Source organism: Neorhizobium sp. PAMB6630, assembly GCF_058242775.1.
This window is the reverse complement of the sequence record NZ_JBZAYV010000002.1, coordinates 369,903-391,891: the sequence shown is the minus strand read 5'-3', so window position 1 is coordinate 391,891 and position 21,989 is coordinate 369,903. Positions and strand designations below refer to the sequence as shown.

Below are 21,989 nucleotides of genomic sequence, written 5' to 3'. Positions count from 1 at the left end.
GAAGCGGGAGTGACGCAATCACCGCATCGCGCTACTACGATTCGCTGATTGCCAAGGTGATCGTTCATGCACCCACGCGAGCCGAGGCGTTGCTCAATATGAGCGAGGCGCTTGCGGATACGCGCGTTGATGGCACTGGACGAACATTTCGTTACTGCGCGCACTTGTTCGAGGATGCTGTTTTCGCTCAAACGCCAAGAACTTCCCTGTGCTGAAGGGGCTTGCTGTTCAAGCCCTCGAGATCCAGCCGGGCGGCGTGCGCGAACCACATACCCATCCCAATGCCAACCAGTTGGACTTCTGCATTTCGGGAAAGGGGCTGGTCGGTATCGTTGGTCCGGAAGGTGAAACGCATTACCTCGAGCTCAATCCCGGCGACATTTCCTTCGTGCCGCAGGGATATCTGCACTGGATCGAAAACCTTGCCGACGAACCGCTCTCGTTCCTCGTCGTTCTTTCTCACGAAGAACCCCAGACCATCGAGTTCTCGGAGATGTTCTCCGGGGTGCCCAACGCGACGCTGGCCAAGATGTACGAGATCCCGGAAACGTCCTTCGACAAAATTCCGCAGCGGACGGTCGTCATCGGCGGCGCGCCGGTAAACGATCATCTGCGCGAAGCGGCTGAGTAACATCAATGCCTCAGCGGATCACGCCTATGCGTCTCAAAGATATTGCCTTGCTTTGCCTGGTTTCGTTCTTGTGGGGCTTCAACTTCATTGTGATCCGCTGGGGCCTCGACGAGTTCCCGCCCTTGCTGTTTTCGGCATTGCGCTTTACGGCCTGCGCCGCTCCAATCGCCCTTGGAATACCGAGGCCCAAGATCCCTTGGTCTGCATTGATTTTGCTCGGGATTACGCTTGGAATTATGGTTTTCGGTCTTCTTTACCTTGGTATCTATTTTGGCCTCGGTGCTGGCCTTGCTTCCGTACTGATGCAGACGCAAGTGTTTTTCACGGTCCTATTGGCATCCTTGTTCCTTGGCGAACACATTGACCGCCGGGGAATAGTCTGCATTTCGGGAGGTCTTGTGGGGATCTTGCTGATCGCATTGGATGGCGGGTCTTCCTTTACGGTCGTGGGATTTGCGCTCACGCTCGGTGGTGCATTCGCCTGGGGGATATCCAACATTCTGCTCAAGCGCCTGCCGCCGGTCAATTCACTGCATCTGATGGTATGGCTAAGTCTCGTGCCTCCATTGCCGCTATTTGTCGCATCAGCGTTTTTCGAGGGGGGTGACACTCTCATCGCGGCCCTTCGATCAATTTCTGCGGGCGGATTGGCGGCAATTTTATACACATCGGCCATCTCGACGATTTTCGCATACGGCGTTTGGGGCAGCATGTTGCGGAGGTACCGGACATCTCAGGTCTCGCAGTTCGCCCTATTGGTGCCGGTCGTCGGGCTGGTATCCGCCTGGTACTGTTTCGGAACGTCACCGACGGCGGTCCAAATGCTTGGGATTGTGGCCATCGTCTTCGCTCTTGGTGCAAATCAGCGCGCACGCTCAAGCGAGTTGGGCGCTGTTTATCCATCAAGGCGATAGTGCAGCCTGATGTCACATGTAGAACTTCGGCTTTAGAAGAGGGGGAATTCCAATGATCCAGCGACTAAATGATCGCCCTATCAATCTTTTTGGCATGGGGCTGAAACTACTCGCGCTGAGGCACAACGCGATCGATATCGGTGACGAGGCTTTGCACAAAGCCATTGAAGCCGCGATTGCTGAAGTTGACCATCTGCTTCTCGACCATATGGAGAAGTGCTCCAGCAAAGATGGAGCAGCTCGGGCATCTTAGGTTCTACCCCGGTTGACAGAGCAAGGCTGGATGCCGTCCCGCGGCCGCCATCAGGTCGGGTATTGTTCTTGATCACCTGCGTGGCGGCATGCGTCTCGCTACATATTTTCCGGTATCGAGGGCGCACCGAAAGCCTGTGCTTTTGCCCGATACGGCCATTTCAGCCGAGCCGAACTCAGTGCAATGAAACAAACAATCGTCCTGTGGCTCCGCATCTGAAAAGCGGATCCTTTATGTGCGGGAAGGGGATCGGGCTTTCAGCTGAAGTCTTTGAGCGTGCCTTCCGGATCGTCATAAACCGCCAAGCGGTGCATCCTTCCCGGTGGGTAGCTGCTCGTCTGCCAAAACCAAGATGCGGACAGAAATTTCACCCTGCGCGGATTAATGGAGCCAACCTACCGCTCGAGCAATATGAAGAATTGGCGCAGCAACAGCGGTTGCCAAGAACAAAGCCATCATCGGCCAAAGCCACCAATCTTTCATCATCTTGATCAGACCTCGCCAAAGTGACCTGAAGTTTTCGCATACACGCGGGTCGTGCCGCTATTGCCTGCGTGCATCCCATGGAGCATCAAACCGCCCCTGCCAGATGCCGGCCTTTTCTGCCGCAGCCTTCTGCTGGGCCTCCTTATAAGCACCTTTGCTATATTGTTTGTAGTCCAGCGCGTATCCTGAGCGGACCATCCATTCCCCGACGCTCGCACCATCGGCACGGAAGCAATTGGCGACTATGCGACTGTAGCGATCCCGTTCGATGAACTCGCACCGGGTCGGTCTTGATGCGCCCAAGAAATCATCCAGGACCTTGGCCGCCACTTTTCCGCATCTATAGACTTTTCCGCCAGCGTCCCAGCATCCTTGCCAGCTTTCTGGTGCGTCAATGCCCTGGATGCGAATCCGTTGCCCGGAAATCTCAATGGTATCGCCATCTACGACGGAAGCCTTCCCGACGATCGGGCCTTGTGCCAGAGCGGGAAGACTGGCCAAAGTCAGGCTTGCGATTGCGACGACCCTCAGCATATTGACTCGCATGGAATGCCATCCGAGTCCCGGTCCAGTTTTCCGCCCCAAGAGCAGTTGCCAAGGTACCATTGGGCCTCCTCGCAGGATTGAATCTGTTTGCAGGTTTTCCGAGGCTGACAAGACCAGCTTTGCGCGGTCTCGAGGCCTGGCCACGGTGTCATTGGTCCGCTGGGCATAACGGTTGATGTTGCGACCAAAAACGCGGCGAATACAGTGTTCATGTTGCCCTCCCCAGGTTGTAGGGAGATAAGCACTTCTTGTTACTGCGGTCCAGAATGAATGCCGTTTAGCGCACCGAGATGCCGGCGATAATATGGTGCTCAAGGGCAAAGCGATAATCGCCAGGCGCTGGCGCTTGGCGATCACAATCCGGATTACGGGTGATGGCAGCTCGACTTGTAGCCTCGAGGTCGCAAATGTTCGTGCAGGTTGCGCACGATGTGCGCCCCGACACGGTTGATCTGCGTGCCCCACCGTGTTTGAACGGCGACAATTCTCCATGGTGACGGAACAGAGATGGCAGAACAATTTGACATGTTTTCCGAGGAGGCCTTGGGAAGCGCATCTCCGGCAAGTGCTTTGGCCAGATCTGCCAGAGCAGCCAAAGCCGAACCGCAAACGGTCCCGATGAGCGAAGAAGGCATGGTTCGACATTTGTCTCAGACGGGTCGATACCGCATCCTCACGAAACTCGTGCCACGGGCCGTCGCGCCATTCCCTCGCCAGGAATTTCCCCTCAAAGGTATCGTCCTCGACACGGAGACGACGGGTCTCAATGCTCGCAATGATGAGATCATCGAGATCGGACTAATCGCGTTTACCTTCGACGCAACGGGAAACATCGGGGACGTGACCGGGATCTACGGTGGGCTTCAGCAGCCGAGCGCTTCCATTCCCGTTGAGATCACCAGGCTCACCGGGATTACCGACGATATGGTTGCCGGGCAAACGATTGACATGGCGGCGCTGGAGGCGCTGGTTGGATCTGCTGATCGCTCATAATGCTGGTTTCGACCGGCCGTTCTGCGAGGCGTTTTCTCATCTGTTTTCCGACAAGGCCTGGGCATGCTCCAACTCCGAGATCGAATGGTCTGCGCGGGGATATGAAGGCACAAAGCTCGGGTACCTGATTGGGCAGGCGGGCTATTTTCATGAAGGGCATCGCGCTGTCGATGATTGTTTCGCGCTTCTGGAAGTCCTCGCTCGGCAAGTCGATGGAAGCGCTTACACTGCCTTTGCTGAACTCTATGAAGCAAGCCAAAGGTCGCGTGTCCGGATCTTTGCGGAAAACAGCCCCTTCGACATGAAGGACCACCTGAAGGCGCGAGGCTATCGCTGGTCCGATGGTAGCGACGGCCGCCCGAAATCCTGGTGGATCGAAGTTGAGGAAGAAGCGCTCGATGATGAGCTGCGCTATCTCAGGGCCGAGATCTACCGTTATCCCGATGCAGATCCACCGATCAAGCGCCTCACTGCCTTCGACCGGTTCCGGGCCTGATTGCTCCCTTCAGCTAATCCTTTGAGTGGACCCATGCTGTGGACGCATGGCCGACCTGAGACCTTGTGCCTTATCGCCCGTTGGCCGAGAGCCTATATTCCAATCATCGAAACGACGTTGGAACCAAGGCAAGGTTGCTGGCGTCAAGAGACCTCACGAAAGGGGATCACCATGAACGTAGCACGCTCTTTCAACAACTGGCGCAAGTACCGTCAGACCGTTACCGAACTCGGCCGCATGAGCTCGCGCGAACTGCAGGACCTGGGTATCGATCGCTCGGACATCCACAGCGTTGCGCGCCAGTCGGTCGCTCGCTAAGCGGCCTTTTCCCGCCCATACTGATGACACTACGCCCGCCGAAGACGCGGGCGTTTCTGTATTTGGCACGCCCCGAAGTGCTGATGATAGATTTCTCTCATCTGGAGGAGGGGCCTGCGTTTTGCGCATGGCTGCACTGCAGCAAAGTCCATTTAATGTGCGCTGAGATTTGGTATCTTGTTGTCATCGAAGCGATGCACCTCCTCCCGCAGAGCTTTGAATTTAGACGACCCACTCCTCCTCCCATGGGGCGTCTGTCAGAACATCGGCACTCCTCCTCCCGGCCGCTGTTCAATGATTTCGGAAAAGCCTGCCGCACCTCCTCCCGCGGCAGGCTTTTTCGTTTTCAGGCCCGTCGCATCAGAGGCCAAGAACCAGCTGCGGTGTCTGCTCACTCTCTTCGGTGTTCAGCGATGACAAAGTGATCCCCAGTAGCCGCACGGGCCGTTTGAACGGGAAGACCGAGGCGATCAGGATCTCTGCAATCTCCAGCACCATGTCGAGATCCAACACTGGGCCAGAGAGTGTTTTGCTGCGCGTCGCCTGGCTGAAATCCGAATATTTGATTTTGACCGTCACGGTCTTCCCCGTGATGTCGTGCGCCGCGCAATACCTCCAGACTTTCTCGGCCAATGGCCGCAGCTCGGCTTTGGCGAGATCGAGATCATCGATGTCGTCGACGAACGTGTCTTCGGCGCCAACGGACTTGCGGATCCGGTCGGGCCTGACCTGCCGCTCGTCTATGCCGCGCGCGATGCCGTAGAAATACGGACCAGACTTTCCAAAATGCTGCTGAAGGAAGGCAAGCGACTTCGATTTCAGATCAAGCCCGGTCTCGATCCCATGGCGTTTCATCCGCTCGGCTGTCGCCGGTCCCACACCATGGAATTTCTTGACGGGGAGGGCCTCGACAAACCCTGGGCCGTTCTTCGGCGTGATGACCGCCTGGCCGTTCGGCTTGTTCAGGTCGCTCGCCATCTTGGCCAGGAATTTGTTGTAGGAAATACCCGCCGACGCGTTGAGGCCAGTGACCGCCTTGATCTTCGCTCTGATCTCCAATGCAATCTCGGTTGCGATCTCCATGCCCTTCAGGTTCTCGGTCACATCGAGATAAGCCTCATCGAGTGAAAGCGGCTCGATCAGCGGTGTATATTCCGCAAAGATCTCCCGGATCTGCTGCGAGACCTGCCGATAAACCTCGAAGCGCGGGGGTACGAAAATCAGATCAGGGCATTTGCGCTTCGCGGTCACCGACGGCATGGCCGAATGCACGCCGAAGGTCCTTGCCTCGTAGCTTGCTGCTGCAACGACGCCACGGGCGGCGGATCCGCCGACGGCCAGTGGTCGTCCGCGCAAGTCAGGATTGTCGCGCTGCTCGACCGAGGCATAAAAGGCATCCATGTCGACATGGATGATTTTGCGCATAGGTGCGCTATCCATCGGTTCGGCTCACGAAGTGGCGCGGCCAAGTCGGCGCGTCGCGTTGGGGCGCTTGGTCGTGTTGGTAGCGGCGGTGGCCGATGATCACAGCAACAGACCTTCTTCATCTGAAGTGCCCTTGGGCTGGGGCGGCACGATGACCAGCATATTGGCAGCAAGGGGGCGTTGCAGATGCCGGGCCTCGTCCCAAGGGGCTGTCAGCCAGATATCCACTTCCTCCGGCGTGGTCAGAATTGCCGGCATGGCCTTTTCATGGATGGGCGAGACGATCTCGTTGGGCGACGTGGTCAGAAACCCGAAGAGTTCGTATTCCTGCTCGCCATTCCTGACTTTGCGCACACCTTTCCACGGCGTCCAGAAGCCCGCAAAGAACATCAGCGGCCGGTCCTCATTACCGGCAAACCAGGCATTCGGCACACGTCCGCCTTCCACCTTGCTCGCCGGATCAGGCTCTGCAAAGGAGGTGAAGGGCACGACACATCGGTTGGTGACGCCAAGCCAGCGGCGCCAGTGCGGTGAGCCCACATTGCGGATATTGGTGACGCCGGGATCGTAATTCTTCACATAGGCTGGTGGCGACGGCATGCCCCAGGTGGCGCGAGCGATCTCTCGGTTTCCGTCGTCACACATTCGGACAACGGGCGCCTGATAACCTGGATAGACATCGAAGCTCGCTTCGTTCCAGCCAGCGCGATCTCTAAAAGCTTTCGTGAACTGCAGAACCGCGTCACGGGTGGTGGTCACGTTGTAGAGATTGCACATTCGATCCCCTCCCTATTTCCACATGGCCCGCATGCGCGCGCCGACATCTATGCGGATCTGCTGGGCGCTGCGCTCAGATGCAACTGCCGAGACCTTCGGCCAGGTCGTCGTCTCGAAGAATTGTAGCAGCGTTGCCGGAATGAACCGCGTCCTTGCTGCATAAACGTGCCGATCCCCTTGAGCGTTCTGCCCGTGGGTAAAAAAACGCTGCGGCGTGATCAACGAAAGACTGTCTCGGGCGCGGGTCATGGCGACATAGAGCAGACGGCGCTCTTCCTCGAGTTCCTGTGTCGTGCCGGTTCCAAGATCTGAGGGCATGCAGCCGTCGACGACGTTGAGTATGAAGACCGCGCGCCATTCCTGCCCCTTGGCCGAATGAATGGTCGACAGGATCAGATAGTCCTCGTCGAGTAGCGGCACGCCGGCCTGATCGCTGGTGGCGTCAGGCGGATCGAGTGTCAGTTCAGTCAGAAAGCGCTCGCGCGAAGGATAGCCACTGGCGATCTGTTCCAGCTGCAACAGATCAGCCTTGCGGGTATCGGCATCCTCATGGATGCGGTCGAGATGTGGCTCATACCACAGACGTGCCTGCCCGATATCCGAGGGCCAGCCATCTTCGGCCTTGCGCAGGTTTGCGAGCAACTGGACGAAGGATGTCCAGTCTTCGCCTGTCTTAGGCGGAGGTGGGATTTCGGCAAGGGCCAGCAAAGGTTCAGGATCGGCCGCGATCGTCTCGAGAATATTGCTGGCTGTCTTCGGCCCGATGCCCGGCAGCATCTGCAGCAGCCGGAAGCCTGCGACACGGTCGCGTGGGTTCTGCGCGAACCGCAGCACCGCCAGCATGTCTTTCACATGGGCGCTGTCGAGAAACTTCAGGCCACCGAACTTGACGAAGGGAATGTTGCGGCGGGTCAACTCGACCTCGAGCGGACCGCTATGACTGGATGTGCGAAACAGCACAGCCTGGTTCTTCAGCGTCATGCCGGTCTCGCGATTGGCAAGCACCTGGTCGACGATGAAATTCGCCTGCTCGGTCTCGTCCTTGACGGTGACGAGTTTTGGTCGCTCCAGCGATTGCCGGTCGGTCCACAGGTTCTTGGTAAAACGCTCGCGGGCCAGATCTATGACGCCATTGGCGGCGGCCAGGATCGGCTGCGTCGAGCGGTAGTTGCGATCAAGCGTGATGATGTCGGCGGCCGGGCTGAAGGAGGAGGGGAAATCGAGGATGTTACGGACTGTCGCTGCCCGGAACGAATAGATCGACTGCGCATCGTCGCCGACGACCGTCAGGCCACGGCCGCCGGGTTTCAGCGCCATCAGCACCGAAGCCTGCAGCCTGTTGGTATCCTGGTATTCGTCGACCATCACATGGTCGAAGCGATTGCCAATATCGTCGGCCAGATCCGGGTCGCTGACCATTTGTGCCCAGTAAAGCAGGAGATCATCATAATCGAGCACGTTCTGAGCCTGTTTGGCCTCGACATAGGCTGCAAACAGTTGTTTCAGGTGGTCTTCCCACGTGGCCACCCATGGATAGTGCTGGCGCAGGATCTCGTTCAGCGGCGATTGCGAATTGACTGCACGCGAATAGATCGACAGGCAGGTGCCTTTGGTTGGAAACCGGGTTTCCGTCTTGGAAAACCCAAGCTTGTGGCGGGCAAGGTTCAGCAGGTCGGCGCTGTCTTCGCGGTCATGGATGGTGAAATCCACGTTCAGTCCGATCTGCTCGGCATAGATGCGCAGCAATCGGGCGCCGATCCCGTGAAACGTGCCGGACCAGGAAAGCGCGTCAGTGAGCACCCCGGAATTGGCGCCCAGCACCTGTTTGCAGATCCGCTCGACACGGCGTGCCATCTCAGATGCGGCACGCCTTGAAAACGTCATCAGCAGAATTCGTCGCGGATCGGCCCCGTTGACGATCAGGTGGGCTACGCGATGAGCAAGCGTGTTGGTTTTGCCAGACCCGGCGCCAGCTATGATCAGAAGTGGGCCGGCAACTCCGCCTTCAGCGAGACCGACGCCGTGTTCCACAGCCTGGCGCTGCTGCTCGTTCAGTTTTTCCAGATAGGCAACCGTCATGCCATGATCCCCGATAAGTGCCTGTCTGTTCTGGTCGTTTTGGTTTGGATGCCTGTCGTTTATGCGCCTTGTTCCGCCATCCGCGCCTTGGCCTCTGCTAGAATCAGCATTGACTCATTTTGAGGATGAGAACAAATAATGAACATATCAGCGGTGATCGCCGCTGGAAAGCCCTGAACGGCATCGAAAAGACATCCGCAGCCCATGCTTAACCCTGCCGCCAATCCAACCATTGCAGATCTTCGCGAGCGCATTCAGCGCCTCGAAGGGAGAGCTGTGCGTAAGGGCGAGGTTCTGTCATTCGGTCTTGCCGAAATCGATGCCAGATTGCCCGGCGGCGGGCTTGCCTTGGGAGCCCTGCATGAAGTGGCCGGTGGCGGAGCTGACGCCGTGCATGGTGCGGCCGCCGCTCTGTTTGTCGCCGGCATCGTCGCACGCACAAAGGGCGATGTGCTCTGGTGCCTGACACGCCCCGACCTGTTCGGGCCGGCCTTGGCACAGGCGGGGCTCCATCATGACCGGGTGATCTATGTCGAAGCCGACCGGGAGGAGGATGTGCTGGCCAATTTTGAGGAAGGTCTGCGGTTTGGCGGGCTTGGGGCTGTGGTCGCCGAGCTCGTGCGTCTCCCTATGACCGCCTCGCGGCGCCTGCAATTGGCGGCAGAGGCTTCGGGCACGATGGGGATCGCGCTTAGACGATGGCGGCGCCCGACGGAGGCCGCCGATTTCGGGCAGCCGACGGCTGCTACCACACGATGGCGCATCAGCGTCCTGCCTTCCGAGCCGCTTCCCGTACCAGGCATCGGTCGGGCGCGGTGGCTGGCGGAACTGATCAGAGCAAGAGCGGGAGAAGCCGCGGAATTTGAAATAGGTGCCTGCGATGCCACGGGTCGTATCAGTCTTTCTCCCCACGCTCGCGACGGACAGGATCAGACGCGCGGATCCCGGAATTTCGGCTGAGACACCGGTCGTAGTCGTTTCCCGCAGTGGAGCGAAACGCACCGTGGCGGCAGTCGACGCAGCAGCCTTCAAGGCCGGCGTCCGGATCGGCATGCCCGCCGCCAAAGCCCAGGCGATGATATCCGGCCTGCATCTGGTCGATGCCGATCCGGCCGGCGACGCCTTGGCGATCGAGCGCCTGGCGCTATGGATGCTGCGCCAATATACGCCAGTGGTGGCAATGGACAGTCTCGACGGCATCGTTATGGATACCGAGGGTGCGGACCATCTGCGCGGCGGAGAGTTGCTTATGCTCACCGGCCTCGTCAACGCCTTGAGAGGTCGCGGCCTTCAAGCCCGTGGTGCCATCGCCGACACGTGGGGCTGCGCCCATGCGATCGCCCGCACTACCCGGCGCGAGGTGTTCATCATCCCAGTTGGTGAGACGGCCAAGGCCGTGGTCAATCTGCCCGTTTCCAGCCTTCGTCTTCCTTCCGACATCGTCAGCGGCTTGACCGAACTTGGGTTCCGGAACGTCGGCGAAGTCTCGGCAACGCCACGGGCGCCTTTGACATTGCGTTTCGGGCCGGAGGTGGGCCGCAGGCTCGATCAGATGTTCGGACGCCTTGCCGAACCGATCGATCCCATTCGCACCGCCGAATTCGTCGAGGTTTCCCGGTCGTTCTCCGAGCCGATCGGCGCGGCCGAGACCATCGCCAGATATATCGGCAAGCTCGTGGTCGAACTCTGTGCCGCCTTGGAGAGGCGAGGGCAGGGCGTTCGCCGCGCCGATCTGATCATCTACCGCGTCGATAATACCTTGCAGTCCCTGCGTGCCGGTACGGCCAAACCCGTACGGGATATTGCGCATCTGACAAAGCTTCTCTGTTCCAGCATCGAGAAGATCGATCCCGGCTTCGGTATCGATAAACTGTCTCTTGCCGCAACTATGATCGAGGCGCTCGAGGATAAGCAGTCCATCTCCTCGCTGGTCGAAGAAACCATCGTCGATGTCACGCCGCTGCTCGACAGTCTCGGAAACCGTGGTCAGCGCATGTACCGGCTGGCGCCCGTCGAAAGCGACGTTCCCGAGCGCAATGTCGGGCGTGTTTCCCCCATTGCCGCAAAACTCGGTCAGGCATGGCCGACCCGCTGGCCGCGGCCGAGCCGCATGTTGGCGTGCCCGGAACGGATCGAGGTGATTGCGCTCACGCCCGACCATCCACCGGCGTCGATAACCTGGCGCGGCAAACGCCGGCGCATCAAGCGCGGCGACGGGCCTGAACGGGTGTTTGGAGAGTGGTGGGTTCGCTCATCCGAGATGGAGGCGGTCAGGGACTACTATTCTGTCGAGGATGAGGACGGCAATCGCTTCTGGGTCTATCGCTCCGGCGATGGCGTGGATCCCGCGACCGGAACGGCCAAATGGTTTTTGCACGGGATCTACGGCTGATGCGCTACGCCGAGCTCCAGGTGACCAGTCATTTTTCCTTCCTGCGCGGCGCGTCAGGCTGCGATGAGCTGTTCGCCACGGCCAAGGCACTGGGCATCGAGGCGCTGGGCATCGTCGATCGAAACAGCCTTGCCGGCATTGTGCGCGCCTGGGAGGCTGCCAAGGAAACCGGTGTCCGGTTGGTCGTCGGCTGCAGGCTCGATCTGGCTGATGGCATGTCAATGTTGGTCTATCCAAAGGACAGGGCGGCCTATTCGAGGCTGTGCCGGCTTCTGTCACTCGGCAAGGAGAGGGGCGGCAAGGGCAACTGCATCCTCGATCTGACGGATGTGGCCCTTTATGCAGAGGGACTGCTCGCCGTTCTAATCCCCGACGAGGCCGATGACGCATGTGCCGTCCAGCTGCGCAAGGTGAGAGATATCTTTGGCGACCGCGCCTATATGGCGCTGACGCTGCGCCGGCGGCCCAATGATCAGCTGCGACTGCACGAGCTAAACAGCCTCGCGATCCGGCACAAGGTCCGACCTGTTGTTACCAATGACGTGCTGTTTCACGAGCCGGGCAGGCGGCAATTGCAAGATGTCGTCACCTGCATTCGCCATCGCGCAACCATCGATCAGGCCGGCTTCTTGCGCGAACGGCATGCCGATCGCTTTCTAAAACCGCCCGAGGAGATGCACCGGCTGTTCAGCCGCTATCCGGAGGCGCTCGCCCGTACCCGCGAGATTGTCGATCGCTGTCGCTTCGACATGAGCGAGCTGACATACCAATATCCTGAGGAAGCGATCATCCCCGGACTGACGGCGCAGCAGACGTTGGAAAAATTCACCTGGGAGGGCGTGCGTGATCGCTACCCCGAGGGCGTGCCTGATGATGTGGTAAAGACGCTCAATCACGAACTCGACCTGATCCGCAAGCTCGACTACGCGCCTTACTTCCTCACCGTTTATAGCATTGTCCGCTTTGCGCGATCTCAGGATATCCTCTGCCAGGGCCGAGGAAGTGCCGCCAATTCAGCCGTCTGTTACGTGCTGGGGATTACTGCGATCGATCCGGCCGCAAACGATCTGCTGTTTGAGCGCTTTATCTCGGACGAGCGCAACGAGCCGCCCGACATCGACGTCGATTTCGAACATGCCAGACGCGAAGAGGTGATCCAGTGGATCTACAAGACCTATGGCCGGCAGAAGGCAGCCCTTTGCGCGACCGTCACCCGTTACCGCGCCAAGGGTGCGCTTCGTGATGTCGGAAAGGTGCTCGGCCTGCCTGAAGACATGATCACGGCGCTGTCTTCAGGTGTCTGGGGCTGGAGCAAAGAGGGCGTCGGCGAAAAGCATGTCAACGAGCTGAACATGAACATGTCCTACCGGCGCCTGCGGCTGACATTGGAACTGGCGCAGCAGCTGATGGGGGCTCCGCGTCATCTCGGTCAACACCCCGGCGGCTTTGTTCTGACCAATGACCGCCTCGACGAACTGGTGCCAATCGAGCAGGCCCGGATGGAGGATCGCCAAACGATCGAATGGGACAAGGACGATATCGAGGCGCTCAAGTTCATGAAGGTGGACGTGCTGGCCTTGGGCATGTTGACCTGCATGGCCAAGGGCTTTGCGTTGCTGGAAGAGCACAAGGGCGTGAAGCTTGATCTCGCCACCATCGAGCAGGAGGACCCGGCGACCTACGCGATGATCCGCAAGGCCGACACGCTCGGGACTTTCCAGATTGAATCGCGGGCGCAGATGTCGATGCTGCCGCGGCTGAAACCCCAGACCTATTATGACCTAGTCATCCAGGTGGCGATCGTTCGCCCCGGTCCGATCCAGGGCGACATGGTGCATCCTTATCTTCGGCGGCGTGAGGGCAAGGAGGCAGTCGTTTATCCGAAGCCGGAACTGGAGGCAGTTCTCGGCAAGACGCTGGGCGTGCCATTGTTTCAGGAGAGCGCCATGAAAGTCGCGATCGTCTGTGCCGGTTTTACCGCCGGGGAGGCCGACGCACTCAGACGCTCGATGGCGACATTCAAGTTCACCGTCGGGGTCAGCAAGTTCAAGGACAAGTTGGTCCAGGGGATGGTGAAAAACGGCTACACGGAAGAGTTCGCCGAAAAGACCTTCTCCCAGCTCGAGGGTTTTGGCTCCTATGGCTTCCCCGAAAGCCATGCCGCTTCCTTTGCCCTCATCGCCTACGCCTCGTCCTATCTGAAGTGCCATTATCCGGATGTGTTCTGTGCCGCCCTCATCAACGCGCAACCGATGGGGTTTTACGCTCCGGCTCAGATCGTCACGGATGCCCGCGCCCATGGTGTTGCGATCAGGTCGGTTTGCATCAACCGTTCGCGATGGGATTGCACGCTCGAAGATATCAGGGGGAGCGACGGCCATGCCGTGCGTCTCGGTATGCGTCTGGTAAAGGGCCTACCCGAGCAAGATGCGGCAAAAATCGTGGTGGCGCGTGGCGACGAGCCCTTCGTTTCCATCGACGATATGTGGCGGCGCGCTGGTGTGTCATCGGCCTCTCTTGTGAAGCTTGCCGAAGCCGATGCGTTCCGGCCGGGTTTTAAGCTTGAAAGACGCGATGCGCTGTGGGCGATCAAAGCCTTGCGCGACGAGCCTCTTCCACTCTTCGCGGCTGCTGCTGATCGCGAGCGGGCGGTGATCGCCGAACAGCAGGAACCGGACGTGACGCTTCGGCAGATGACCGAGGGCGCCAATGTCGTCGAGGACTATGGCCATACCGGCGTGACACTGCGCGCGCATCCGGTCAGCTTCCTGCGCGAGGATCTCACCCGCCGAAATATCGTCACCTGCGCCGAGGCGACATCGGCGCGCGACGGTCGCTGGCTGATGACGGCGGGTCTGGTTCTCGTCCGTCAGAAGCCGGGTAGCGCCAAGGGTGTCATGTTCATGACCATCGAGGATGAGACAGGTGTTGCCAATATCGTTGTCTGGCCAAGCCTGTTCGAAAAGCAGCGCCGCGTTGTGCTTGGATCCTCAATGATGGCGATCAACGGCAAGATCCAGCGCGAAGGTGGCGTCGTGCATCTGGTGGCCCAACGGATGTTCGATCTGACCAGCGATCTGGCAAGTCTTGGCGAGCGGGATAGTTTCCGGGTACCGACAGGGCGTGGCGATGAATTCGCCCATGGCTCACCGGGCAGCCGCGAGCGACCGCCAATGGGCGTCAAGGCGCGTGAAATTTATGTACCTGACCTGCACATCGATACGCTGAAGGTGAAAAGCCGGAATTTTCAGTGAGGTAGGGGGGCAACTACAGAGGAGATGCGGTCAAAAGCAAGGCTACAGGAACACTGAGTGCTGTTGCCGTCAATGCACACACGGATGCTAGCTTAATCAGGCGCATTTTTCGTGCGCGGCCTTCGTCCCACTCGTATGCCATGTCCAGCCCTCCGAGCGGAGTGAAACACTCTAAGCCATTTGAGTCGAGTCCAGAAAATAGAGAATAGCGGCTCGATCCCACTCAAGACCATGATCCTGGAGGGTTAGGCACGCCCAGCCCAAGATCATGTCGGTAAAGGCATAGTGATCGATCGATGCCGCCGCGCATATACCTAGCGAAGAAAACCATCCCGGTCGAACTCCTTCCAACCACGCAGTTCGTCTGCGCCTTCCTCGAGTTCATGGTTCGACGCCACTCCTGACTTCGGCACCTTCTTGAGCGATCGAGCAAGCTTCCTCTGATACGCTGCTTTCTGTCGCTTCTCGGCTTTCGTCTCCGCGTCTTCCACCCGCCACTCGTCCACCGTCCCGCGGTCGAGAAGGTCCTCTACTACCTTCGGATCGAAGACGTGGAATGTGATCTGGCGAGCACGACCATTCAGTCGCACTGTTCTCGTCCCTGCACTCGGAAGACGCCCGTCCGCGAGCCAGCGATGGCGCTCGCTCGTCTTGATGACCAGGATGTCCTGTATCTCGCGCGGGATCACCGGAAGGTTCTCGGCTTCCGCCATCACTGCGGAAATGATCCCGGCTGTGATATTGAACGTGGACTTCTCGGTTGCGGGCATCGCGAGGATAACCTCGTTTCCCTCCAAAATTATCGACTTCTTCGAGACCGTCGGAAGCCTGGCCTGCACCTCTTGCAGAATACCTTTCGCTCGGACGGAAGATCCCAGCGTCATCGCCGGCGACAACGTCCATGTCCTGATCAGTTCGATATCGCTTTTGTCGCACTTCTCCATGTCCTCTAAATGGTGCCGATCCAATCATGGTTCAACAAGAGAAATTGACCGGTTGCCGTTCCTTGGAAACCACCTATCTTGCTGTGGGATCGCCGCGAAATGGACAATGACGCAAAGCAGCTTCGAAATCGTGCGAGCTGGCTTGCAGAGCACGATCCTGCACCAAGCCGCATTTCAGCGAACCAGCATCAGAGGAGCAGGTTGAGGCTGTCGAAAGCTCTGGCGGGCAGGCGCTACCTCCTCTGATACGAAGCCTCTTTCCGCTGGCGAACGGCCAGCCATATAGTGGAGTAGGCTTGGAAGGCGCTTTTACACTCATGTCTCTGGAGGAGGCGGTCGAGACCTTCGATTTCTTCAACGGGGAGTTTCCAGACAGCAAAATCAAATTTTTCTAATGACATCGTCGTCGACGCTGGCCCCGGCATGCAGGCGAATTGGTGGTCGCGTCGCTGGATCCCGATCATGCAGGACGGTGGTGGTGACTATCTCTGCTCCGACCTTAATCCTGCGGAAAGCAAACAGCCGACCAGATCGTGGTTTGCTATCACGGCGAGAATTCCCGCTCCGTCGTGAGCAGCGACATAGATGCCATGATGGAGAGGATGGCTCAACGAATAGCCTCCGGCAGATGCCGGGTTCAAGACGGCATGATCGACGATGCTTCAGCTCAACGACAGCGGCACTGGCCTGTATACCTGGGGAAATCAGGCAGAAGGTTTCTCATGCTTGCTGATCGCCATTATCAGCGCCAATGTTGTCTCGCCTTACGCTGGGACATTCCCTTCCGCAGAAATGCCTGTTGATCATCTCGTCAATATCCGAACTGTAATCGATCTAGAGAGGCCAGCAGCGCCCACTACAGCCAAAGAACGTGTGGTATTGTGACCTCGTCAAGGTCAAGGTTGAAAGCCATATGTCCGGGAGGTCCACACGAGATTGGGCCACTATAACTCAGAAGAAGACCAAGCGGCCCGTGCAGTTCTAGGTCGCCGAGCAGGAGAATGATCTTTGGACGCCAGTGCACCGATCGTCGACGACAAGCAAAAGCCTAAACGCAAGCCGCCAATGTGGCCATGGCTGGTGCTTCTCGTGCTGACGCTAATCGTGATCTATGCGTACGATCAGACTTTAGAGCTGATCCAAAACCTTGGCAAAACAGGCGAGGATTTCGTCCAACTTTTTGAATGGCTGTGGTCCTTCCTGGTACAGGAATAGGAAGAAGCTGCGGCGATCGGCAATGACCTTGCCCCGCAGACCTAATCTATTTTGAATTAAGCTCCGGCCCGTTGAGAGAACCAGAGAATCAAGCGCAACCGTTTCACGGTCCAACAGATTATCGGCATAATGACGGAACACGAGGCAGGCACGGGGGGCTGTGAGTTATGCCGATCCGCTGCACTTTTCCGGCTGAAGGTGTCGATGGTTCAAATCCCTTCAAGAGCTCAAATGAGCTAATGTCGCGGTTGCGAATGCATGCACGGCGTAACGACAGTGTCTTTACACGGATCTTGTAAAGATATTGTCGTTACGCTATATAGGTGCAAACAGGAGTTTGCCATGCCAACCTCACACACGAGCAAAAGCTCGGACGCCAGCGTGCCGCTGAATATGCGCATCAAGCCTGCGACCCGCAACTTGATCGATCGCGCCGCAGAGTTGCTCGGTAAAACGCGAACGGATTTTATGTTGGAAGCCTCAGAGCGCCGAGCCGAGGAGGTGCTGCTTGACCGCACTGTCTTCACGGTAAGCGCGGAAATCTATGCTGAATACCTCGCCCGGCTCGATGCACCCACGCAGCCCAATGAGCGTTTAGCACGCACCATGTCGACCAAAGCTCCGTGGGATGAGGCGTGACCCTTAGCGCACCGGCACCCCTGGCCGATCATCATGAACTGGCCGAGTTCGATTCCGGAGTCGTTGAACTGGACGACTGGCTGCGACGTCGCGCCCGTTCTAATCAAACGAGCGGCGCATCGCGGACCTTCGTCGTGTGCGAGGGGAGCCGCGTCATCGCCTTTTACGCGCTCGCTTCCGGCGCCGTCAAACAGCCGGAAGCACCTGGCCGTTTTCGGCGCAATATGCCTGATCCAATTCCGGTCGCTGTGCTTGGTCGCCTCGCCATTGATCAATCCTACCAAGGGCGCGGTATCGGCAGGGCATTGGTGCGCGATGCGGGCCTGCGCCTGCTCAATGCCGCGGAAGTACTCGGCATTCGAGGCATGCTCGTTCATGCGATTTCAGATGACGCACGAGCCTTCTATGAGGCCGTCGGCTTCCTGTCTTCTCCTTCCGACCCAATGATGCTGATGGTCGGATTGCATGACCTCAATAACGCGTTGAACCCGTAGGCGGAACTCTTCAAAGTTTCGGTTGATGCAATCCATCTCGCTGAATTTCCGACGGAAACTCCCGACATTAAATGATGGTCGAGGATTCTAATCCCATCAAGACCTTTATTCAACCACTTCGTCAAGCCGGACGGCAGGCTGCTGACCCCGAAGCATAGCAAGTTCGCGGCGGGGTATGGAAGTTCAATGCCCCGCCAAGACCCTTAAAGTCTTACGAGGTAAATACTATCTTAAGCTATTAGTGGGCTTGGCGATGGCTCTCTATTTCGGGAACGCCGGGGAGGCTTGAATTAAAATGGGCATAATCCAGCGGCTCAAGTAATTTACTCAAAGTACCGAATTCAACGTAGTTAGACGACGTAATTCCACCGCAGTCGTCGTCTTCATCCACGGAATTCTCAGCAATTCTGAAGCGGCCTTCAAGTCGAAGAGCGGAGACAGTCTTTTTTGGAATGAGCTCGAAAAAGCTGAGGCGTTTCAATACGCTGATATCGCTTACTTCACCTATGGCTGGATCGATTTCCGCTATCTTCTCGAGATGGAGAGTCCATTTAGTAATTTACAGAGACTGTCTTCCGAACTCCACGGGTGCTTGCGTTCCTATTCGACCGTTATCCTTATCGGTCACAGCCAAGGCGGGTTGCTTGCAAAAGTATATGCTTGCCGCTTTCATCGAGAGCAGGGGATCTTCCTAACAACGCTTCATACACCGCACCGCGGTGAAAGCATCGGGGTTATGAAACTTCCTGTGATTGACGAATGGACGAACAATGTCAGCTATCAGGTTCCGCACCTGTTTGCTGGAAGCGTCCACGATTTGGTTGTGAAGCCAGATCAGGCGCTACACGGCTGTAACGAAGTTGTTTTTACTTCCTTTGCACAAGACGGGAGAGGTGACGGGCATAGCCATCTTAATTCCAACCCCGACCCAAAATTCCTCGCCGAACTTCAGAAGCATTCGCACTACTTCTTACAGTCAGGCTTGTCTCAGCAATTTCCACTCGGATCAAACGCTGCTCTAGCCCATGACAGAACTCTCGATGTTGTCTTTTCAAGATCAGCGCGCAAGCTTGATAGGGACCGTAAAGGCAGCGTAACTACGATTTCGCAGCCATGGGTGACCCCGGAGTTTGATGAGCCAAACACAGTATCCTGGACGAAATTTGATGGTGATGTCGTTATCGAGTTCCACGGGAGTTCGGTAAATTATCTCCGGCGTCATAGCGACTTCGTAGGCATTTCAACTGGACGCCGGACGAATGTCGTTTGCCTCGATATCACAGACCCTTTTGGGTTCGATGAGCTGGACTTAATGATTGGGGAAGATGTTTTCGAGCCTTTGAACGTCGGGCCCAACCCTTACTCGTCGCTCGGGGTCGATATCAACGCCTTTCCTAAGAGAAGCCTGATTTACAATGAAGATTTCGCTGCCCTTCTTCTTGAGCTTACAAGTAGATCAGGCCTTCGTTTAGGTGCGGATAGTTACGACGAAAAGATGAATATGTTATGTATTCGCGCCATACACCAATATAGAACTACATTGGTGAAAAGAGTTCATCGAGACGCTTTAGGGCCGGCTTCGTCTGTGGGTGTGCATCATTTTTCGAAAATAATAGATAAGATAGTATATGACACCAAGAAAATTCCGGAAAAAACGAATGAGTATCGCGAGGTTTATGAATTGATAAAGCGCGCCTTGCTTAGTTTCGGGGTTAAGGTAAATATAAAACTCATTGAGTGCATAATCTCGAATCTGTTCCGCAGTGACGGATATAGCTATCGTCTTGATAGGGATATTGTTTCTCTTTTTCGCGATGATGGCGACATAAAATACAGAACAGGCTAAGTTTGGCAACAAAATAGAGGTGTAAATTCCAGATAGATTTGTGTCTAATAGATAAGCAAAAACAATTACCTGTAGATTTTAAGTGGTCGGCATAGGTTCGGGCCCCATCAAGGCGAATAAGCAAATTGATCCGCCGCCCAGAACACGACGTCCAACTTCTTTTGACGTCGTCGATCCGACTTTCGGCAACTGATTTCGTTTCCTTCACAAACTTCAAAGGTAGGAATTTCTCGGTAACAGAGTAGAAAATCAAATGCCGCACCTGGTTCGAACGGGCGTGTAGCGATGCGGCTTCCTATGCCAGACCGCACGAGAGATGATCGACGGGGAAAGCGGTGGTTCTTATAGCTGATCGTAGACGTTCTCATCCAACCGCCATTATCCGTCAACCATTAAGCCAACGGCAACCTGACATCGCCAAATATCATACACCATAATTTCGCTTGATGGAGCTGGCCGAGAACTTTCCGCTGGCGCGGTCTGCCTTGATGAACTCGGGCGGACGTTGTTCTGGCATTCCGTAGCCGCCGGATCCCGCCGTCTGCATGACAATTTGTTCCGTCGGCGAAACCACCACCTTCGGGATCTTATGGGGCAGGCGCTTTTCCGTACCGTCTTCAGACAGGATGGGGAACTTGCTGCTTTCTCCATCTCCACCGCCAAAAATGCCCCACGGCTTGTGCGAGAAACGTTCACCGGTGCCACCGAAAGTACAGAGCGTCTTGATCGCCGGCAGCCTCAGTTCGTTGAGCATGATGCCGAGGCGGGCTTCGTCGACTGTGTGGATACTCTTCACGCGATCTCTCCCGCATAGGCCGCGCCGATCAGAGCTTCATAGTCTCACCTTGATTGTCGCAGCGCAGCGTCGAACACCCTCTTGGCCCATATTGGCAGTATGGTGTCGAGAAATAGGGTCTTGAGCAGCGCGAGGCTGATGGTGCGGCAGGACGCACCGCACGCGCGGGCGATTGGTCATCCCGCCTGCCTCACCGGCTGCATCGTGGCGAGAAGCGTTGTGATATTCATGGTTGTGAAATTCGAATAGGTGTCCGACACGGCATAGGGTAACGCAATGAGGTCGCCGTGCCGCATCGCCCCGCAGGAATAGACGACATTTGGGACATAACCTTCACGCTCTGTCGGTTCTGGCTGGAGCAGGGGCTCGACCGTGCGGGAGAGAATGATGCTCGGATCATTCTTGTTGAGAAGCGAGACACCGATCGAATAGCGGCGCATCGGCCCGACGCCGTGGGTAAAGAGCAGCCAGCCCTCGTCGATTTCCACAGGGGAGCCGCAGTTGCCAATCTGCACGAATTGCCAGGCGAATTCGGGCTTCATCAACAACTGACCTTCGTCCCAGCTGTGCAGGTCGTCCGAATAGAGCAGGAAGAGGTTTTCGCTATCCTGGCGGGCTATCATGGCATAGCGGTTGTTGATGCGACGCGGAAATAGCGCCATTCCCTTGTTGCGCGCAGCGGCTCCGTGCAGCGGCGTCAGGGTGAAGTTGAGAAAGTCCCGGGTTTCCAGCAGTTCGGACCGGATTGCCGTGCCGTTATAGGCGGTATATGTCGCATAGTAGACCGTTCGGCCCCCGTCGTCGAAGGCGACGAAGCGCGCATCCTCTATCCCGTTCGATTGCGCTTCCGTCACCGGGAAAATCACGCGCTCGCTAAGATCGCTCTCAGTTTTGAAGCTGAGGCCGATGCAGCCTGTGGCTGCCAGGCCGTCAACTGCACGGATTTCTGGCAACCCCGCCAACCGTGCCGGCGGATTAATCGTCACGGCTCCCTGCGCATCGATCATGCCGGTGCGGAAGGTGAGGGACGAGATATGGCCTTCGCCGACGGCCCGCAGGCTCAGGATGATCCGCCTGTTGCCCGCCTCGACACCGGTCTGGTCGGGATGCGGCACGATGCTGGGATTGAATAGGGCGGACGATTCGAACGAGTACTCATTCATGAAATAGGCGCCGATCAGCTGTCTCTGCTGCTGGCTAAAGGCCAGGTGATGGATAAAGGCATCCTCCATCGCATCGGCTCTGAGCTCGAACTGGCGCAGAAGGTTGCGGTGCCGGCCTTCGAAATTGGCCAGGATGTCTCGCAACTGGTCGGCCGTTGCCGCAGGGTCGAGCGATAGCACGCGGTCAACGATCTCGTTTGCCCGCGTCTTGTCGCGCGGATGAAGGTGGCGTGGCTCGGTCGAGGGCTTGAAGGGGCGCACGATTACCCGCGTCGCATCGGGTTTGAGATAAAGCGCTTGGCGATTGAGAAGGCTCGATTGGGGCAAG

Annotated in this window: 21 protein-coding genes and 2 pseudogenes; 15 read left to right on the top strand and 8 right to left on the bottom strand. The window is 57.4% G+C overall.

Annotated elements, in window-relative coordinates:
• Nucleotides 1-26: 26 nt before the first annotated feature.
• The 4 genes and pseudogenes from AC4CWF_RS20580 to AC4CWF_RS20565 form a co-directional block, all read left to right on the top strand.
• Nucleotides 27-215: pseudogene (locus AC4CWF_RS20580) on the top strand (hypothetical protein); the annotation flags it as partial.
• Nucleotides 209-631: a cupin domain-containing protein gene (locus AC4CWF_RS20575; RefSeq protein WP_491287182.1), complete on the top strand. Its 423-nt coding sequence runs from the start codon at nucleotides 209-211 to the stop codon at nucleotides 629-631. The pseudogene AC4CWF_RS20580 and the gene AC4CWF_RS20575, both read left to right, overlap by 7 nt.
• Before the next feature lie 26 nt (nucleotides 632-657).
• A complete protein-coding gene (locus tag AC4CWF_RS20570) occupies nucleotides 658-1,545 on the top strand; it encodes an EamA family transporter (protein ID WP_491287179.1) in 888 nt (295 codons plus the stop codon).
• Between the two features lie 52 nt (nucleotides 1,546-1,597).
• Nucleotides 1,598-1,798 carry a hypothetical protein gene (locus AC4CWF_RS20565; RefSeq protein ID WP_491287177.1) on the top strand — a complete coding sequence of 67 codons (201 nt, stop codon included), beginning with the start codon at nucleotides 1,598-1,600 and terminating at the stop codon, nucleotides 1,796-1,798.
• 543 nt (nucleotides 1,799-2,341) lie between these two features.
• On the opposite strand, the gene AC4CWF_RS20560 is transcribed toward AC4CWF_RS20565, so the two are convergent.
• On the bottom strand, nucleotides 2,342-2,830 hold the full coding sequence (locus AC4CWF_RS20560) for a thermonuclease family protein (RefSeq protein WP_491287175.1): 489 nt from the start codon (nucleotides 2,828-2,830) through the stop codon (nucleotides 2,342-2,344).
• On the bottom strand, nucleotides 2,812-2,982 hold the full coding sequence (locus tag AC4CWF_RS20555) for an excalibur calcium-binding domain-containing protein (RefSeq protein WP_491287725.1): 171 nt from the start codon (nucleotides 2,980-2,982) through the stop codon (nucleotides 2,812-2,814). The genes AC4CWF_RS20560 and AC4CWF_RS20555 overlap by 19 nt, the downstream gene beginning before the upstream one ends.
• A 355-nt stretch (nucleotides 2,983-3,337) precedes the next feature.
• Between AC4CWF_RS20555 and AC4CWF_RS20550 the strand changes: the two are divergent.
• A pseudogene (locus AC4CWF_RS20550) lies at nucleotides 3,338-4,319 on the top strand (3'-5' exonuclease).
• A gap of 171 nt (nucleotides 4,320-4,490) precedes the next feature.
• Entirely contained in the window at nucleotides 4,491-4,637 is a 147-nt protein-coding gene (locus tag AC4CWF_RS20545) for a DUF1127 domain-containing protein (RefSeq protein WP_491286699.1), read from the top strand.
• A gap of 360 nt (nucleotides 4,638-4,997) precedes the next feature.
• On the opposite strand, the gene dinB is transcribed toward AC4CWF_RS20545, so the two are convergent.
• The 3 genes from dinB to AC4CWF_RS20530 form a co-directional block, all read right to left on the bottom strand.
• Nucleotides 4,998-6,077, bottom strand: a complete 1,080-nt coding sequence (dinB, locus tag AC4CWF_RS20540) for a DNA polymerase IV (protein WP_491287173.1) — start codon at nucleotides 6,075-6,077, stop codon at nucleotides 4,998-5,000.
• Between the two features lie 84 nt (nucleotides 6,078-6,161).
• Entirely contained in the window at nucleotides 6,162-6,839 is a 678-nt protein-coding gene (locus AC4CWF_RS20535) for an SOS response-associated peptidase (protein ID WP_491287172.1), read from the bottom strand.
• Nucleotides 6,840-6,851: 12 nt separating this feature from the next.
• Nucleotides 6,852-8,918, bottom strand: a complete 2,067-nt coding sequence (locus AC4CWF_RS20530; RefSeq protein WP_491287171.1) for an ATP-dependent helicase — start codon at nucleotides 8,916-8,918, stop codon at nucleotides 6,852-6,854.
• A 204-nt stretch (nucleotides 8,919-9,122) separates the two neighbouring features.
• On the opposite strand from AC4CWF_RS20530, the gene AC4CWF_RS20525 reads away from it, so the two are divergent.
• From AC4CWF_RS20525 to AC4CWF_RS20515, 3 genes are read left to right on the top strand one after another with little or no spacing between them, the layout of a single operon-like run.
• Nucleotides 9,123-9,878: an ImuA family protein gene (locus AC4CWF_RS20525; protein WP_491287170.1), complete on the top strand. Its 756-nt coding sequence runs from the start codon at nucleotides 9,123-9,125 to the stop codon at nucleotides 9,876-9,878.
• A complete protein-coding gene (locus tag AC4CWF_RS20520; RefSeq protein ID WP_491287168.1) occupies nucleotides 9,799-11,310 on the top strand; it encodes a Y-family DNA polymerase in 1,512 nt (503 codons plus the stop codon). Before AC4CWF_RS20525 ends, AC4CWF_RS20520 begins: the two co-directional genes overlap by 80 nt.
• A complete protein-coding gene (locus AC4CWF_RS20515; RefSeq protein ID WP_491287166.1) occupies nucleotides 11,310-14,564 on the top strand; it encodes an error-prone DNA polymerase in 3,255 nt (1,084 codons plus the stop codon). The genes AC4CWF_RS20520 and AC4CWF_RS20515 overlap by 1 nt, the downstream gene beginning before the upstream one ends.
• Before the next feature lie 314 nt (nucleotides 14,565-14,878).
• Here AC4CWF_RS20515 and AC4CWF_RS20510 read toward each other — a convergent pair whose 3' ends face one another.
• The gene (locus AC4CWF_RS20510; protein ID WP_491287165.1) at nucleotides 14,879-15,508 is read right to left on the bottom strand and encodes a hypothetical protein; all 630 of its coding nucleotides are present in this window, start codon (nucleotides 15,506-15,508) and stop codon (nucleotides 14,879-14,881) included.
• Nucleotides 15,509-15,931: 423 nt separating this feature from the next.
• Here AC4CWF_RS20510 and AC4CWF_RS20505 point away from each other — a divergent pair, with 423 nt between their 5' ends.
• The 6 genes from AC4CWF_RS20505 (at nucleotide 15,932) to AC4CWF_RS20480 (ending at nucleotide 19,702) form a co-directional block, all read left to right on the top strand.
• Nucleotides 15,932-16,081: an SMI1/KNR4 family protein gene (locus tag AC4CWF_RS20505; RefSeq protein ID WP_491287162.1), complete on the top strand. Its 150-nt coding sequence runs from the start codon at nucleotides 15,932-15,934 to the stop codon at nucleotides 16,079-16,081.
• A gap of 84 nt (nucleotides 16,082-16,165) precedes the next feature.
• Nucleotides 16,166-16,393 (top strand): hypothetical protein, encoded by a 228-nt coding sequence (locus AC4CWF_RS20500; RefSeq protein WP_491287160.1) that lies wholly within the window; start codon nucleotides 16,166-16,168, stop codon nucleotides 16,391-16,393.
• 123 nt (nucleotides 16,394-16,516) lie between these two features.
• A complete protein-coding gene (locus AC4CWF_RS20495; protein ID WP_491287158.1) occupies nucleotides 16,517-16,723 on the top strand; it encodes a hypothetical protein in 207 nt (68 codons plus the stop codon).
• 342 nt (nucleotides 16,724-17,065) lie between these two features.
• On the top strand, nucleotides 17,066-17,362 hold the full coding sequence (locus tag AC4CWF_RS20490) for a type II toxin-antitoxin system TacA family antitoxin (RefSeq protein WP_112345467.1): 297 nt from the start codon (nucleotides 17,066-17,068) through the stop codon (nucleotides 17,360-17,362).
• Nucleotides 17,359-17,856, top strand: a complete 498-nt coding sequence (locus tag AC4CWF_RS20485; protein ID WP_268160328.1) for a GNAT family N-acetyltransferase — start codon at nucleotides 17,359-17,361, stop codon at nucleotides 17,854-17,856. The genes AC4CWF_RS20490 and AC4CWF_RS20485 overlap by 4 nt, the downstream gene beginning before the upstream one ends.
• Before the next feature lie 736 nt (nucleotides 17,857-18,592).
• Nucleotides 18,593-19,702 carry a hypothetical protein gene (locus tag AC4CWF_RS20480; protein ID WP_491287156.1) on the top strand — a complete coding sequence of 370 codons (1,110 nt, stop codon included), beginning with the start codon at nucleotides 18,593-18,595 and terminating at the stop codon, nucleotides 19,700-19,702.
• A 424-nt stretch (nucleotides 19,703-20,126) separates the two neighbouring features.
• Here the strand turns inward: AC4CWF_RS20480 and AC4CWF_RS20475 are convergent, their stop codons facing one another.
• Complete coding sequence (locus AC4CWF_RS20475; protein ID WP_491287154.1) at nucleotides 20,127-20,498, bottom strand: hydantoinase B/oxoprolinase family protein; 372 nt, start codon at nucleotides 20,496-20,498, stop codon at nucleotides 20,127-20,129.
• Between the two features lie 176 nt (nucleotides 20,499-20,674).
• Nucleotides 20,675-21,988 carry a glycoside hydrolase family 130 protein gene (locus AC4CWF_RS20470; protein ID WP_491287153.1) on the bottom strand — a complete coding sequence of 438 codons (1,314 nt, stop codon included), beginning with the start codon at nucleotides 21,986-21,988 and terminating at the stop codon, nucleotides 20,675-20,677.
• Nucleotide 21,989: the final 1 nt, after the last annotated feature.